Genomic DNA, 15,553 nt, shown 5'->3' with positions numbered 1-15,553 from the left:
GCAGCGGTCTTAGCAGCGCAAACTTCTCGTCGCTCATGGCATCCACGACGCTTTTGGTGATAAAAAAGTCCGTTCCCAGATCTTTGATCTTGGCAAAGCCGTGTGCGGCGGCGACAAGCTCTATTTCTTCTGGCATGGTGTAGAAAAACAGACCCGGATGCAGATCGTCGGTGCCTTTCTGCAGCACCTGTCGGTTGGCGCTGGCGTTGGGGTAGTTCGCCCGCAGATCATCGTGTATACAGGCCCCGGCATATGCCCCGACTTTGCTGATGTAGGCAAATACTGCGATCCCACTGCTTTTACAGATGCGGTGACATTCGGCAAAGACCAGCTCTCTCTCGTTTGGCGGCAGGTGATAGAGGGGCCCGAGACACTAGGACGACATCAAATGAAGCGCTGGGGATGCCGTTTAGTGTTGTGGCGTCTCCGACGACGCCAGTCACATTATTAAGCCCTCGGGCTGCCGCCTTTTGATTGAGGAGCTCGATGTTTTCTGGCGTCAGGTCCACGCCGACGTAGGTTTTGCACTGCGCAGAAAAGTACATGGCATAATAACCGGTGCCACACCCCAGCTCGATCACGGAGGAGAGGGGACCGATATAGTGAGAGATATGTTTTTTATACCTGAAAAAAGCAGTAAATCGTATATGATTTACTGCTTTTCTAAGCAATGATGTATTCTTTATTGTTTTAAATCAGTTGATATTTGATAAGGTAGTTAGCCTAGCTTTAATCAGAGTTTCTGCTAATGCAATTTGTCGTAAAATATTATCACTTAATTCATTTGATTTTATAGTATCTATTTTTTCAGTAGATAGGTTAAAAACTACATCAGCAACCAACTTCCAATGTTGCAGCCCTTCTTGCATTTGTGATACGATATTTGAACACTCCATAAATATCGTTCTAGGTAGGTAAACTTGGTGTACCAGCGTTTTTTCTTTTATTTCTTTGATTAATTCACAATACCTCAAGAAGCATTGTTTATAATTTTTACGCTGAAATTCATAGTCCATCTTATCATCAGAACTTGAATAGTAAACCAAATCTTGTACTAAAACGATTACTTCTGCAAATAATGGGTCACTGTTAGTGTAAAAGTCAAGTTCTTTATCCAATAGAATTTCAAAAGCAGTCGTAGAGCGTGTAAGCACATTTTTGTACTTTTCAATATTTTTTTCAAAAGCAGTATCTATAACTCTTTCAAAAAATTTCATAAATAGTGCCTTAAATATTGTAAGCAAAGCTATTAGAGCGGTAGTTCCACCACCTATTGCGATTATTAAATCTTTTATGTACTCCATAATTACCCCCATAGTGTTTAAATTCTAATATAATAAAATTCGAGCTCTGCGTATCTGGACTCGGTGGCCCGATGTTCTTCACCGGTATCTCTGTAGTGTGCGGTGACTGCTTTTTCATTGCTCGACATGAAAAATCCTCCTTTAAGATGGCGCCCGGACTTGAGCGGGTTGTGAACCGCAGACGGGTAGGGGAACACGGCTTTTTTGCGCCTTATTGTGTGGGGTGCTTACCGGCGGCGGGTGGGGAGGTGGCGCCGATGCCGGAGCCCTGACCGATCGTGCGGTAGCTGCTGCCGTTTTGCCGGTACAGAAAGCCGTACTGCGCCTGGCAGCCGCCGCTGGTACAGGGAACGGTGACCGCGCCGTTTGGGGGCGCCCCACCCGTGGGGCGGTCTCGATGACGGGGCGATGGGTGATCGGGTCGGTCGGCCAGCAGGGCGGTGAGCTGTTGCCGGACCAGACCGGTGACGGCGCTGTGCTGATGTGCTGCTGGCGGTCACAGCCGGACAGCAGCAGGTCGGCAACAGGACAGCAGCAGGCAGGGAGCCAATAGGAGCGCGGTGGTATACCTGCCTATGGGTGATCCTTTTTTAGCGACAGCTCTTTGCGGTGACGGCAGCCGGAGACCGGCGTTTGGTGGAGGCGGGCCGCACCGTGGGTCTGGGCCGCTTTGGCACCGCCAAAATGCCGCTGGCCAATTGCCATTGGTCACCAGCTACCAGCGGTCTGCTTGCTCCATCTGGTTCGTATAGCAGCTGCTTTTGGGCGGCGGTAATGGGTGACACAGCAGCTGACACGGCGGTGACACAGACGCAAATGGATATCTGATATCTGTGCGGAGGAGGCGCTTTGCGGCCGACGGGGTTGCGGGATTGCAAAAGAGGGAGGATGGGGGAGCAGAGGGACGGGCCGCGTATGGCGGTGGGGCATTTTGAGGGCATTTTGAACTGGTTTGCGCTAGTTGGGGCTGGTTTGGGCTGGTTTGGGCTGGTCTGGTTTCGGCGGGGAGGTCGTGTCGGCGGGACTACCTGGACCTGGGGGCCTTTTGAAAATCCAGATATTGCGTGCCCTGAAAGGTGAGCGTACCGCGACAATTTTGTTTTAGCTGATGGTACACCCGTCGGCGCACCCAGAGCTCGAGCTGCTGGCCGCCGTCGATGGCAAAGGTGACATAGTAGGTGACGCGCTTTTGAGAGTGGGGCAGAGAGGGGCCCCAGTGCAGGTGCCGCGTGACCTGGGCGCGCTTTTTTATCACCTCGGCCCGGACGGAGAGCCTGGGGGCGCGGCTGTTTTTGTACCGCTGGCCGATAATCACTGTCAGTATGACAGCAAGCACCAATAGAAACATGGCGATAAACGAATAGAGTGCAAATTGCGCATACGGCAAAACGATCTCCTCCTTGGCCGTGAGCAGCTGACCGCCGGCAAAAAAGCGCAGGCCCGGCGGCACCGGACCTGCGCAGAAAAGGCGCTGGGACCTATACCGGACAGTATGAGGCGGCCCGGCCCATGGCGGCAAGCAGTTTTAGGTATTTTTGCCTTTTTTGCGGGTGAGGATGAGCAGCAGGAAGGTGGCCAGCAGCGAGCAGACGGGGATGAACATGGCCCCGGTAAAGCTGAAGCGCTGGGCCACCGCCCCGGTGAGCGCGTGAAAGCAGATGCTGCCCACCGCCGTGCACAGGCCGGTGAAGGCGGTGGCGGTGGCGGGGAACTGGGGAAAATACTCGCAGGCCAGGACGAATTTGGCGGTGTAGATGGCGCCGGTGAGCAGGCCCAGAGAGAACGAGACCGCCATCCACAGGATCTTGTGCTGGCCCAGCAGGCCGATGATCAGCGCCGCCCCGCTCAGGATGCTCACCAGCGTGATATAGTCGCGGGAGGAGATGAACTTGGAGATGATGCCGTTGATGAGCCGGCTGACGATCACGCCGCCCGAAAACAGGCTCAATAGCACCGCGCAAAAGCTCAGGGGGTACTTTTGCCCATCGAGCTGATTTAAATAGGTGGGCAGCCACACGGTGTACATTTGAAAGCCGGCGTACAGAAAGCTGACGATGCACAGGATGCGCAGATCGGCCGAGGCCAGCATGGCCTTGAGCGGCGCTTTTTGGCGGGTGCCGTCGGCGGCGGTGTTCTGCACCAGCGCCACCGGCTTGCCCATGATCTTGAGCGTGCACAGATAGGCGATAGCCCCGCCCATCACCAGCAGCGACAGCAGCGTGTACGCCAGGCTCCACTGGTGGCCGTGGTCGGTGAGAAAGCCCACGTACAGGGGGCCCAGCATGGCCCCCACCCCGTAAAAGGCGTGCAGGATGCTGATGTATTTGCTGCGCTGGTCGCCGTACAGGTCGGACATGTAGGAGGCGCAGGCGTTGTCGACGATGTTGGAGACGATGCCCAGCAGCGCAAACAGGGCCAGCAGCACCCAAAATGGGGGCATGGAGCCGATGGCCAGCAGGATGAGCCCCATCACCAGGCACATGATACCGGCCACCCGGCTCTTGTCGAGGCGGTCGACCACCAGGCCGATAATGGCGTTGGAGACCAGCATGCCGATAGACTGCAGCACCGAGAACATGGACGCCTGTTCCAGCGACAGGCGGTAGCCCTGGATGATCCGGGGCTGGGCGGTGCCGAACAGGTTGATAGAGAGCGCGAAAGCCATCATGAACACCATGAGGTAGATGCACACTACACTGCGCTTTTTGGTATTCTTCAAAAACAGTTCCACCTTTCGATTGCAAACGTTTGCATTATCTTTTTTTCCTCAAATTTTCCTCAATTGAAAATATGATACACCCGCGCTATCACCGCTGTCAATGGTGTGTTTTGCGCTATCTCGCGCCGATATTGCAGCGATCTGCACAGAAACAGGGCGCCCAGGCGGGAAAAAGAGGGGGCCAAGGGGCAAACGGGACTGTGCAAAAGTTTGCATAGCCGGTAGGGCGTGCCGCCGCAGGGAGACGGCGCTGAGGTGGGCGGCGTCAACGGGGGAATTTTAGCTTGAGAGACGGAGCGGGCCCTGGTGGGTGGGGGTATCTCTCGGGCCGGGGCGGTTTTGGGGAGGTTTTTGGGCGACTTTTGGGCGGATTTGGAGGCTTTGGGCGACTTTGGGGGGGGGTAACAGCCGGGAGGCGGCGGGGGAGACGGCCGATACGGGGATAGAAGGGCCGACCTGGTAGGTGGCGGGCGTTGGATGGCGGGTGGCGCTGGGACGGCTGCTGTTATGGCTGCTGCAGTTGCTGCGGCTGTTGCGGCGGATCGATTAAGATAGAGCGGGTGGGAGAGCAGCGGGGCGCTGAGCGGCTGCCCGGGAGCGAGCGGACGGCAGCGGTGGATTTCGGTGCGGAGACTGGCGGAGACCGGCGGCACGGGGTACGAGACCGGCTTATAGGGGAAAAGCGGTGGTTTTACCTCTGCGCCGGGTGGGGACACAGGGGGACACCAGAGAGGGCGGGGCCCCGAGAGTTGGCGGGGGCCGGGGATGGCTTGACGGGGCGATGAGAGCGGGGAGCAGCGGGCCGCGTGTGGCGGTGTGCAGCAGTGCGCGGCAGTGTGCAGCGGGGTACAGCAGCATGTAGCAGCGACATATATGAGGGGCAAAGCCGGAAAGACCGCTGCTGCTCTGCGCAAAAATAGGGCGGGCCGGGAGGGAAGCGGTCGGGGCCGGGCGAAAAGACCGACGGCGCTGACACGTGCCGACGGATGTTGGCTCATGTTAGCCGGCACTGTCTGGGGGAGATCGGTGCTTGTTGGGATCGGCGGGGACAGGGGCGCGGTGGCTTGGACGCAAAGCGCGAATGCGGCGGGGAGAGAAAGGGGCGTGCCCCGCCGGAGCATGTGGCTTGTGCGGGAGGACCTTGGTCTGCTTTTACGGGGGCAGCAGGGTGCTGTGCTTTGGCAGCGGGTATTTTGGGTAGATGGATCGATGGCGGGAGGTGGGGGTATGCGGAAGAGAGGTGGACGGAGGGCAGACAGAGAGCCGGTGGGGGGAGCGGTGTATCGCGGCGGCGGGCTGTGTTCTATATAGCGCCGGATCGTGGGTTTGGGCGCGGCGAGCAGGGGCGGGCCGCTATAGGTGCGGTGAGATGGTGAAGGTGAAGGGGTTTTTGGTGATGGCCGGGCAGTGAGTGAACGCCTGTTTAAAAGGATTTGGGGGACCGCAGGGCATAAAAAGGCCCCGGCGCACAGGTGGCCGGGGCGGATGGGACGAGTGGTAAAAAGTGGGAGACGCCTAGCGGTTGGGCCGGCGGCGATGGGTGATGGCCAGCAGCAGAAAAGTGCCCAGCAGGGCGCAGACGGGGATGAACATGGCCCCGGTAAAGCTGAAGCGCTGGGCCACCGCCCCGGTGAGCGCGTGAAAGCAGATACTGCCCACTGCCGAGCACAGACCGGTAAAGGCGGTGGCGGTGGCGGGGAACTGGGGGAAGTAGCTGCAGGCCAACACGAACATGGCGGTGTGGGTGGCGCCAGTGAGCAGGCCCAGCAGCAGCGAGACCGCCATCCACAGCAGCTTGTTGTGCAGCGTGAGCCCGGCGATGAGCACCAGCCCTGCCGCCACGCTGACGAAGGTGATGTAGTCGCGGGCGTGGACGTATTTGGAGATGTAGCTGTTGGCCAGCCGGCTGACGATCATGCCGCCGGAGTACAGACTTAAAAGCAGGGCGCAAAAGCTCAGGGGATACTTTTGGCTGTTGGCCTGATTGAGATAGGTGGGCAGCCAGATGGTGTACATCTGGAACCCGGCCAGCAGGAAGTTGACCGCACAGAGGATGCGCAGGTCGAAAGAGCGCAGCATCTCGCCGACCGGCGCCTTTTGGCGGGTGCCGTCGGCGGCGGTGTTCTGCACTGCCGGCTGCGGGCGGCCCACTACCTTTAAGGTGAACAGGTAGGCGATGGCCGCCGCCATGATCACCAGCGAGAGCAGACTGTAAGACCAGTTCCAGCCCAGGCCGCGGTCGTTTAAAAAGCCCACGTACAGCGGGCCCAGCATGGCCCCCACCCCGAAAAAGGCGTGCAGGATGCTGATGTATTTGCTGCGGTCGTCGCCGTACAGATCGGACATGTAGGAGGCGCAGGAGCTGTCGAGCACGCTGGAGGTGACCCCCAACAGCAAAAACAGCGCCAGCAGCACCAAAAACGGCGGCATGAGGCCGATGGCCAGCAGGGTGAGGCCCATGATGAGGCACATGAAACCCACTACCCGGCTCTTGTCGAGCCGGTCTACCACCAGGCCCACGATGGCACTGGAGACCAGCATGCCGATGCTCTGCAGCACCGAGAAGTAGGAGGCCTGCTCCAGTGTGAGGTGATAGCTCTGGATGATCTTGGGCTGAGCAGTGCCGAAGAGGTTGGTGGACAGCGCGTACCCCATCATGAACACCATGAGATAGATGCATACGGCACTGCGCTTTTTACGCTGTTGCAAAAAAATGACCGCCTTTCAGAAATGCAAACGATTGCAATAGTTTTTTTGACTGTAAACAAACTGATGATACACGAATACACGGCATTTTGTCAATGCAAATATTGCTGATATGTAGGAAAATATCCCTGTATATGGCGCTGTTTGGCGGAGACAGCTTGACAGGCGAGCGGGGAGCAGGTATGATAAGAGCAGGAGTGCAAAGGCTTGCACAAACAATTTGTGTGGAGCGCCGCCTGATGCGGTGCAGGGAGGGATCGTTATGGCAACACTCAAGGATGTGGCTCAGCTGGCGGGGGTGAACATCTCTACCGTGTCGCGGGCGCTGGCGGGATCGCCCAGCATATCGGCGGCCACGGCGCAGCGGGTGAGGGCGGCGGCCGATCAGCTGGGCTACCACCCCAACCTGAGCGCCCGGGCGCTGTCGGGCAAGCGCACCGGGGTGGTGGCGCTGGCGGTACAGGACATCATGTCGCCGGTGTGGGCGCTGCTCTGCGGCGGCGTGTGTGACACGGTGGCCGCCCGCGGCGGCACGGTGATGCTGTTCACCGCCCAAAACGAGAGCGACTACCGCGAGCGGGTGCTGCCGGCGCTGCGCTCCTGCGGGGCGGACGGGGCGGTGCTGGCGCTGCTGTTTTTGGACCAGCAGCTGCAGCAGCTGACCGAAGAGACCGGTATAAAAGCGGTGCTGGCCGAGTGCCGGCCGCGGGCGGGCATCCCCTCGGTATACGCCGACCGAGAGGAGGCCAGTTACCGCGCCTGCCGCCACCTGATCGACGTGGGCTGCCGCGATATCGCGCTGGTGACGGCCCCGTGGTTTGACCACAGCTATATAGAGGGCTGCGACCGGGCAGCCGGCGGCGAGGTGCCCCACCGGGTGTACAGCGGCGAGCCCACCTACCAGGCCGGTTACCAGTTGGGGCTGGCGCTGGCGGCGGACGGGCCGCTGCCACAGGGGCTGGTGACGGTGTGCGACGAGCAGGCGCTGGGCCTGCAACACGCCTTTTTACAAAACGGCGTGCAGGTGCCGCAGGACTGCTCGGTCATCAGCCTGGAGGACAGCATGCTGGCGGTGGCCACCTGGCCGCAGCTGACGGCGGTGTCGAAACCGCTGTACCGCATCGGCGCGCGGGCGGCGGATATGCTGCTGGACATGCTCGACGGCAAAACGGCGGCGAGCCAGGTGGTGCACCACCAGCTGACCGTGCGCCAGAGCACCAGCCTGCGCTAGAGGGGAGAGAGCCATGGCGGAAAACGACCAGATACTGTTTGTGGGCAACATCGATATGGGCATATCGCTGGAGATCGAGAAGATACCCGGCCGCTGGGAGGCGCAGCGGGCCACCGAGGCCGTTTACACCACCGACGGCCGCGCCAGCCGCCAGGCGGTCGCGGCTATTGGCCTGGGCGGCCGGGCGGCCATTTTGGGCCGGGTGGGGGACGACGACTTTGGACGCCGCATTCTGTCTGACCTGACTGCGCAGGGGGTGGACACCGCCGGACTGAGCCCGGTGCCGGGCAGCCCCACCGGGCTGGTGCTGTTGTGCCGCACCCCCGGCGACGCCGCCCCCCACATCATCAGCTCCCCCGGCGCCAACGCCCAGTTTGGCCCCGACTATGTGCGGCAAAACAGCGGCCTGTTTGCCGGCCGGGCCATGACGGTGGTGGTGAACCAGATGCCGCCCGAGACGGTGCTGGCAGCGGTGCAGACCGCCCGGCGGCAGGCTCCCGGCGGCACGGTGATACTGGACCCATCCCCCATTGAGAGCCTGCCGGCCGAGCTGCTGGCCCAGGTGGATGTGGTGCTGCCGGACGAGTGGGACATCGCCCACCTGACCGGGTGCGGCACCCCCACCATGGGACATGCCCGGCTGGCGCTGTCGCGGCTGCTGGAGCAGGGGGCCCGGGCAGTGGTGCTCAAGTGTGAGGGGGGCGCGCTCATCGCCACCGCCAACGAGTTCATCACCCTGGGCGAGTGTGACATCAGCGAGGCGGTGGACAAAAACGGCGATAAGGACATTTTTATCGCCGCGCTGTGCATGGCGCTCTCGCAGAGACAGGCGCTGTACCCGGCGGTGGTGTACGCCCGGGCGGCAGCCATGTTCTCCCGCGCGGCGCGGGGGATATCGGCCCGGCTGCCCACCCAGCGGCAGCTGCAGAACTACCTGAAGAAAAACCCGCTCTTTAAGAGCCGCGGCTGACTGCACCGGCGGTGCGGCAGCGCGGCGGCGCGCGAAAAGAGGAGCGCGGGGACCAGAAAAGGTCCTCGCGCTCCTCTTTTTTTGTGGGGCGCATATACCGGGCGGGGCAGGGGGCGGATCGCCCGCCGGAGCTGGGGCTGATGGGGGCTGATTTGAGCTTGTTTGAGCCTGTTTGGGCGGGGGCAGTACTTGCGGGCAGGGGGACTAAAAGCAGTCCCAGTTATAGAGGATGCGGCTGGTGTCGCCGGCGGCCAGCGCTCCGGCAGGGGCAAAAAAGCCGGCCACGCCGCTGTCGCCCCACATGATCTCGCGGCTGCCCAGGCCGGCGCTGTCTATCTGCAGCAGCAGCTGGCTGTAGGGGGCGTAGCGGCCGTGACAGTCGCGCGGGTCCTCTTGGGTGAAGGCGGGGTAGCCGCCGAGCTTGTGGCCGAAACCGGACAGGTCGTTAAAGGGGTCCTCGGTCAGCGCGTCGGGCAGGTCGTACCAGTGGGCCAGCGGCACCTGGGGGTAAAAACTGGCCCACAGGGCGCAAAAGGCGGCGTCGAAGCGGTGATCGCAGCTGCTCATCCCTTCTTCTTCCAGCGAGAATCGCAGGCCAAAACAGCCGGTAAAGGGGAAGTAATCATCTTCTTCCCCATAGGGGTGGTAGCGGGGGCGCACCTGCTCGGCGGTGACGGCGAGATCGACACGGGGCCAGAAGAGCACCCGGCTGGCGGACTGGTCGTCCAGCGCGTCAAAGTTTTGCAGGCCCAGCAGATCGTCGTTTAAAATGTAGAACTGGACCAGACCTGCCGGCGGGTAGAGACTGTTGGCGGGGAGCTCCTCACAGCGGATCTGGGCCAGCAGAGTGAGCTGCTGACCGGCGGCGGTGGTGGGCACGGCGGCGCCGGGCGGCAGGTAGGGCAGACCGCCCAGCTTGCTGGCGGCCAGAGCGGGAGTATCGCCGGTGAGCGCCAGGCGTATGACCGGCTGCCGGGTGCGCAGATACAGCTCTTTGAGCACCGCCTGGACCATGTCGGCGGTGTAGGGAGCGGCGGCCGGCCGGGAGGGTGGCGCTGGAGTTGGGCCGGTCTTCTTTTTAAAGAGATCGAGTAGTCCCACGGGGGGCACCTCCTTACAACAGATGGGTGTTTGCCGATACCAGTATAGCAGACCGGCGCCGACCTGCCCACTGCCTGGGGGCCGCCAGGCGCAAAAAAAGAGCGGCCGGCAGCCGCTCTCTTACGGGGGAAGAAGATACCGCGATCGCGCAGAAAGGTGTTACTTGGACGCCTCGACGGTGATGGTGTCGGTATTGCCTTCCTTCATGCTTTTTTCCAGCTCGGTCATCAGCACTTTGAAGGAGTCGGAAGAGTTGGTGGCGCCGGCGACGGCGTCCATCTTCTCGGCCGACTGTTTCTCTTTGTACTGCTCGGCGATGTCGCCGTAGAACTTCTCGGGCCAGGTGCCGGTGGCCTCCATATAGCTCTTGTACTCGGCGTCTTGAGATTTTAGCTTGCCGTCGGCGTTTTTGGCGTCGAAGGTGACGTCGCTGACTTTGCCGTCTTTGACGGTGACCTCGACGAATTCGGTCCAGCCGTGCTCGTCGGCGTCTTTGTACTGGGCTTTGTAGGCGCCGTCTTTATAAGACGAGCCGCAGCCCACGAATACCAGCAGCGCGCAGCAAGCCGCCACTGCCATGGCCATAAACTTTTTCATCTCGCATACCTCCATAATTTACCTGCCCGGCAAATGTGCCCGGACACTCTGCGGGTATTCTTCCCTAGAGTAGCCCTAACTATACACGTGCATAGCGGCACTGTCAACGCATTTGGAAAAATTTCTGCAAAGTGTACAAAAATGGTAAACTTTAAGACCGATGTTCGTTGTATCCACCGTCGGCATACGGTTGACAGCGCCGCCCATACTCTTTAAAATAGAGCGTATTCACAGGCCGGGCGCGGGATGCCCGGCTTTTTGGCCCGGTACAGACCGGGGCGACAGAGGAGGGGGGAGTGCCGGTGGTCAACGAAAAACGCGCCCGCCGCCGCGGCAGTGCTGCGGTGGCGGTGCTGATCGCGGTGGCGCTGGCGGCGGTGGGCATCTACTCGTTTTGGGATGACTGGCGCGCCACCCCCCACACCACCAGCGACTTTTTGATGAACACCTTTGTGTCGCAGACGGTGTACGGCAAAAACGCCCAGCGGGCGGCCGACGAGGTGGTGGCGGCCCTGTCGGGCTTTGAGGACGACTTTTCGATGTACCGCGAGAACTCGCCCATCGCCCAGATCAACCGCAGCGCCGGGGTGGCGCCGGTGGCGGTGCCGGAGCAGGTGTACCAGCTGATCGCCACCGCGTACGACTACTGCGCGCAGACAGACGGGCTGTTTGACGTGACCACCGGGCCGCTGTCGGTGCTGTGGAACGTGACCGGCGACACGCCGCACGTGCCCGGACAGCAGGAGCTGAGCCAGGCGCTGGAGCTGGTGGACTACCGCGATATCCTCCTGGACCCCGAGGCCCGGACGGTGATGCTGCGGCGGCCGGGGCAGATGATCGACCTGGGGGCCATCGCCAAGGGGTACGCCTGCCGGGTGGCGGGCGAGATATACCGCCGCTACCAGGTGGGCGGTGCGGTGCTCTCGGTGGGGGGCAACATTTACACCTACGGTAAAAAGCCGGGCGGAGGGGCGTATGATATTGGCCTCTCGACCCCCGAAAAGGACCGCCAGCACACCTTGGGGACGCTGCACGCCGACGGAATGGTGGTGGCCACCTCCGGCGGGTACGAGCGGTATTTTGAGGAGCAGGGCATCCGCTACCACCACATCTTTGACCCGCGCACCGGCTACCCCTCCCAGCAGGACCTGCTCTCGGTGACGGTGGTGGCCGAGGACGGGGCGCTGGCCGACTTTTTATCCACCTACTTTTTTGTGGCCGGCTCACAGGCGGCCATCGACTGTTTGGACCGCAGCGAGTTCTCGCTTATTTTGGTGGACAGCGAGAAGAACGTCTATATCTCGCCGGCGCTAAAAGACCAGTTTGCCCTGACCAGCAGCGACTATACGCTGGCGGCACCGTAGTAGCGGCGCCGCCGAATATCACCAGAGGGGAGGCGGACCTGTGACTTCGCGACAGATACAGCAGAAGACCCGGCGGGTGGCCTTTTTGGGGCTGCTGTTTGCGCTGGCCATTTTGCTGTCGTTTATAGAGGGGTTGGTGCCGCCGCTGCCGATGATGCCGCCGGGGGTGAAGCTGGGGCTGGCGAACATCGTGACCATGTACTGCCTGGTACTGCTGGACTTTAGGGCCGCCTTGACGGTGACGGCGCTCAAGGGGCTGTTTGCCTTTTTGACCCGGGGCGCGGTGGCGGCGGCCATGAGCCTAGGGGGGAGCGTGCTCTCGCTTTTGGTGATGGCGCTGGTGTGGCGGCTGACCAAAAAGCGGTGCAGTATGCTCACCATGGGGCTGACCGGCGGCTTTTTTCACAACATGGGACAGCTGTGTGTGTCGGTGCTGATCTTAAAGACCACCGCCGCCTTTTACTACCTGCCGGTGCTGGCGGTGGCGGGGCTGGTGATGGGCTTTATCACCGGTGTGACCCTGCAGGTGCTGATGCCCCACATTGGGCGGCTGCAGCAGGACCTTGGGCCGCCAGCCGGTCGGCGGCGCTAGCGGCAAACTGGCGGCAGAGGAGATATTTTGCGGGCGGGCCGGTGCGGTTCCGCTCTTTTTTGCGGGTACTGCGGGTGCTGGGATGTAGATAAATGGGCGGGTCAAAAGAACGGGCAGCGGCGAGAAGGGAGCAGATAAAGCGGGATGGCGCAAACCGCTGCGCGCGGTAGGCGCTGCCTGCTGCGAGCCGGCTGTGCTGTGTATAAAAGGCGCCGGGCGGGGCGCTGCGGTATAGCGCCGGGCGCGTTGGGCTACACTGTTAGCGCGCCGAGACGGCACCCGGCGCACCTTGGGGGCGGCAGAAGTAGAGACGGACTTACCGGGCGGGCACCAAAAAGGGGCGGCTGCCCCAAATTGGCGGCAGCCGCCCCCTGGGGGGTGCAACTGGTCATTTGATCTCGATCTGGTGGCGCACATCGGCGACCGGCGCCTTTTTGGGCAGCTTCAACTCGAGGATGCCGTTTTGATAGCTGGCGTCGATGGCGGCGGTGTCGATATCGCTGATATCGAAGCTGCGGCGATAAGAGCCATAGCGGCGCTCCCGGCGGACAAAGCGGCCCTGGTCGTCTTTTTCCTCGCTCTTTTCGTCGTGGGTGGCGCTGATACACAGCTCGTCGCCCTGGATATCGATGTGCAGGTCTTTTTTGTCAAAACCGGGCAGCTCGGCCTGCAGCAGGTAGTGGTCGCCCCGATCTACGATATCGGTGCGGAACTGGCCGAAACCGGCGCCCATATCGCCAAATAGGCTCTTCTCCATATCGTCGAGATAGGAAAACAGATTGTGTTCATTTCTGCCAAACGGGATCAGTGCGGACATAGTAGGTACCTCTCTTTCGTGTAATACTTGGGGATGGGGTTTCGTGTGTGTAGTTTGGTGCTCTAGTCGCTATTCGTCTGCATGTGCATCGCTTCCTTTTTTGTTTCTGTCTACAGTTTATCCGGTGTGTTTTACCGATCTTTTATATTTTTGTGAACGCTTTTTGAATTTTAGCACTCTTTGATATAGAGTGCTAAAATTGTGGATATGGGGGAATTGGTGCCCAGAGAAAGCGCGTATTTTTCGTCGCTTTTGCTATCAACCATCGGTGCTTGTTGTGCTATACTAAACATAGAGGGGCGCCGGTGTGGGCGCCCCAATACGCGGCGGCAAAAGCCGCCGGAGGCAGGTGAAGACCATGCAGGAACAGATCGTGAAAGTGGCCACCTTCAACCTAAAGCGCGACGGCCGCTTTAATCCCCGCACCTGGGAGCACCGGCGCAAGATGGCTGCCAAGGTGATCCGCAACTCCGGCGCCAGCATCATCGGCGTGCAGGAGCTGCTGCTCTCGATGCGCGAGGACATACAGCAGCTGCTGGGCAACTACAGCTTTTTTGGCTGGGGCCGCAAAAAAGACCTGGGGGACGAGCACGCGGACATCATCGTCAAGAACCAGGATATCGATGTGCTGTTCCACGATACGTTTTGGCTGTCTAAAAAGCCCCAGAGTCAGGGCAGCCGGTACGCCTTTGCCATTTTTCCCCGGGTGTGCACCGTGGCTGAGGTGTACTTTAAACAGAGCCACCGGCGCCTGCGGGTATTCAATACCCATTTTGACCATCTGCTGCCCATGTCGCGGGTGTTGGGGGTCAACGTGATCTTTCAGCGCATCCAGCAGTACCAGCAGATAGACCCGCTGCCCACCATCCTGATGGGGGACCTGAACGCCACCCCCGACAGTTTGCCGGTGCGGCTCATCCGCGAGAACCGACACGGCTACGATTTCCACTTTACCGACGTATTTTCGACATTGGCCCAGAGCGGGCAGGGGGTCAACACCTTTCACTACTTTAAGGGCAAAGACCGGCACAAGACCCGTTTTGACTACATCTTCGTCACCCAGGAATTTGACATCCTCGATGTGGCGCTGGACAAGTACAGCATCCGCGGTATCTACCCGTCGGACCATTATCCCATTCTCACCACGCTGCGCCTGCCCGGCGAAGCGCCCCCGGCGGACACCGCCGCCAGCTGATGGGACAAAAGGCAAAAAAGAGTGCGCGGCCCGAGTTTGTTCGGGCCGCGCGCTTTTTGCTGCGGGGAGATAGAGTGCTGCCGGGCGCCGGCGGTGGACCGGCCCGCGGGCATGGAGATATGCCGCTGTATGGGATTGTGGACAGGCGGCGATGCAGACCCGACCGCTGGAGCACAGCGGCGGGCCGGTGCGGCCGCAGACGCAGTACCCGGCTGCCCCAACTCGAGCTGACGGGCAGCTGGTGGGGGCCGGCGGTGATAGAGAGGCTGTTGACCGGCCCGGACGGGGCTGTACGCGGCGACCAAATGAGCAGCGCGCGACAAAGAGCGGACGCCTGGCGCCGGTAACTGGGGATGAGCGGCCAGGAGGGCGTGCGGCGGGAGATATATCGGCACGGCCAGCGCCAGAGAGACAGGGGGCATAAGGGGCGGCACCGACATGGTCAGCGGCGGCGCTTTTTAGCGCAGGCCGAACTGGGGGCTCTCGATCACCGCGCGCATCTGGCACAGGCAAAAGGGGTGCCCGGCAGGGTCGAGCATGACGCGCCAGCCGTCGTCAAACTGCGCCGCGGCCACCGTCGCCCCGCACTGGAGCGCATGGGCCACAGCCCCATCCAGATCGTTCACGGCAAAGTCGAGGTGGGCCATCTGCTGCTGGGCGCCGGGCTCGGACGGCCAGACCGGCGGCGTGTACGACGGCTCGCGCTGAAAGGTGATGCCGGGATAGGCCCCCTGCGCCGCGCCCGGCGGGCCCACGATGGCCCAATCTCCGTCGTGATAGGCGATCTCCCACCCGAGCAGGGAGGCGTAGAACCGGGCCAAGGCGCAGGGGTCTTGACAGTCCAGGGTAAAGGCGTACATTTTGATCTTCAGCTGATCGCTCATAATCAGATACCTCCTGTGAAAAGCCCATGTGGGGCGGACGGCCCTATAGGGCTGCGTTTTTTACAGTCTAAGC

14 protein-coding genes are annotated in these 15,553 nt (G+C 61.0%); 5 read left to right on the top strand and 9 right to left on the bottom strand.

Translation table 11 applies throughout. The annotated features are described in order from the left end of the window. Positions 1 to 299: 299 nt before the first annotated feature. The 5 genes from C6Y32_RS15860 to C6Y32_RS08065 form a co-directional block, all read right to left on the bottom strand. The gene (locus C6Y32_RS15860) at positions 300 to 671 is read right to left on the bottom strand and encodes a class I SAM-dependent methyltransferase (RefSeq protein WP_164998188.1); all 372 of its coding nucleotides are present in this window, start codon (positions 669 to 671) and stop codon (positions 300 to 302) included. A 24-nt stretch (positions 672 to 695) separates the two neighbouring features. Beyond that, a complete protein-coding gene (locus C6Y32_RS08090) occupies positions 696 to 1,304 on the bottom strand; it encodes a hypothetical protein (protein WP_105204803.1) in 609 nt (202 codons plus the stop codon). Positions 1,305 to 2,328: 1,024 nt separating this feature from the next. Further along, positions 2,329 to 2,691, bottom strand: a complete 363-nt coding sequence (locus C6Y32_RS08080) for a DUF2500 domain-containing protein (RefSeq protein ID WP_129589417.1) — start codon at positions 2,689 to 2,691, stop codon at positions 2,329 to 2,331. A 138-nt stretch (positions 2,692 to 2,829) separates the two neighbouring features. Beyond that, the gene (locus tag C6Y32_RS08075; RefSeq protein WP_105204800.1) at positions 2,830 to 4,023 is read right to left on the bottom strand and encodes an MFS transporter; all 1,194 of its coding nucleotides are present in this window, start codon (positions 4,021 to 4,023) and stop codon (positions 2,830 to 2,832) included. A 1,515-nt stretch (positions 4,024 to 5,538) separates the two neighbouring features. Beyond that, complete coding sequence (locus C6Y32_RS08065; RefSeq protein ID WP_105204798.1) at positions 5,539 to 6,732, bottom strand: MFS transporter; 1,194 nt, start codon at positions 6,730 to 6,732, stop codon at positions 5,539 to 5,541. Positions 6,733 to 6,991: 259 nt separating this feature from the next. Between C6Y32_RS08065 and C6Y32_RS08060 the strand changes: the two genes are divergently transcribed. Then, positions 6,992 to 7,960: a LacI family DNA-binding transcriptional regulator gene (locus tag C6Y32_RS08060; protein ID WP_105204797.1), complete on the top strand. Its 969-nt coding sequence runs from the start codon at positions 6,992 to 6,994 to the stop codon at positions 7,958 to 7,960. Between the two features lie 13 nt (positions 7,961 to 7,973). Continuing rightward, positions 7,974 to 8,930, top strand: coding sequence for a PfkB family carbohydrate kinase (locus C6Y32_RS08055; protein ID WP_105204796.1), 957 nt, complete (start codon positions 7,974 to 7,976; stop codon positions 8,928 to 8,930). Between the two features lie 204 nt (positions 8,931 to 9,134). On the opposite strand, the gene C6Y32_RS08050 is transcribed toward C6Y32_RS08055, so the two are convergent. Together C6Y32_RS08050 and C6Y32_RS08045 are read right to left on the bottom strand one after the other, a co-directional pair. Further along, the gene (locus C6Y32_RS08050; RefSeq protein ID WP_105204795.1) at positions 9,135 to 10,031 is read right to left on the bottom strand and encodes a YwqG family protein; all 897 of its coding nucleotides are present in this window, start codon (positions 10,029 to 10,031) and stop codon (positions 9,135 to 9,137) included. Between the two features lie 159 nt (positions 10,032 to 10,190). Next, complete coding sequence (locus C6Y32_RS08045; RefSeq protein ID WP_164998187.1) at positions 10,191 to 10,628, bottom strand: FMN-binding protein; 438 nt, start codon at positions 10,626 to 10,628, stop codon at positions 10,191 to 10,193. Between the two features lie 302 nt (positions 10,629 to 10,930). Between C6Y32_RS08045 and C6Y32_RS08040 the strand changes: the two genes are divergently transcribed. Together C6Y32_RS08040 and C6Y32_RS08035 are read left to right on the top strand one after the other, a co-directional pair. Beyond that, the gene (locus tag C6Y32_RS08040) at positions 10,931 to 11,992 is read left to right on the top strand and encodes an FAD:protein FMN transferase (RefSeq protein ID WP_129589416.1); all 1,062 of its coding nucleotides are present in this window, start codon (positions 10,931 to 10,933) and stop codon (positions 11,990 to 11,992) included. Positions 11,993 to 12,032: 40 nt separating this feature from the next. Then, entirely contained in the window at positions 12,033 to 12,584 is a 552-nt protein-coding gene (locus C6Y32_RS08035; RefSeq protein ID WP_243562629.1) for a Gx transporter family protein, read from the top strand. Between the two features lie 388 nt (positions 12,585 to 12,972). Here the strand turns inward: C6Y32_RS08035 and C6Y32_RS08030 are convergent, their stop codons facing one another. Then, complete coding sequence (locus C6Y32_RS08030; RefSeq protein ID WP_105204792.1) at positions 12,973 to 13,401, bottom strand: Hsp20/alpha crystallin family protein; 429 nt, start codon at positions 13,399 to 13,401, stop codon at positions 12,973 to 12,975. 358 nt (positions 13,402 to 13,759) lie between these two features. Here C6Y32_RS08030 and C6Y32_RS08025 point away from each other — a divergent pair, with 358 nt between their 5' ends. Then, on the top strand, positions 13,760 to 14,596 hold the full coding sequence (locus tag C6Y32_RS08025) for an endonuclease/exonuclease/phosphatase family protein (protein ID WP_105204791.1): 837 nt from the start codon (positions 13,760 to 13,762) through the stop codon (positions 14,594 to 14,596). Between the two features lie 458 nt (positions 14,597 to 15,054). Here C6Y32_RS08025 and C6Y32_RS08020 read toward each other — a convergent pair whose 3' ends face one another. Beyond that, entirely contained in the window at positions 15,055 to 15,480 is a 426-nt protein-coding gene (locus C6Y32_RS08020; RefSeq protein WP_105204790.1) for a VOC family protein, read from the bottom strand. Between the last annotated feature and the right edge of the window lie 73 nt (positions 15,481 to 15,553).

This window comes from Neobittarella massiliensis (ex Bilen et al. 2018) (assembly GCF_900289145.1).
GTDB classification, from domain to species: Bacteria; Bacillota; Clostridia; order Oscillospirales; family Ruminococcaceae; genus Neobittarella; species Neobittarella massiliensis.
This window is presented reverse-complemented; position numbering and strand designations above follow the sequence as displayed.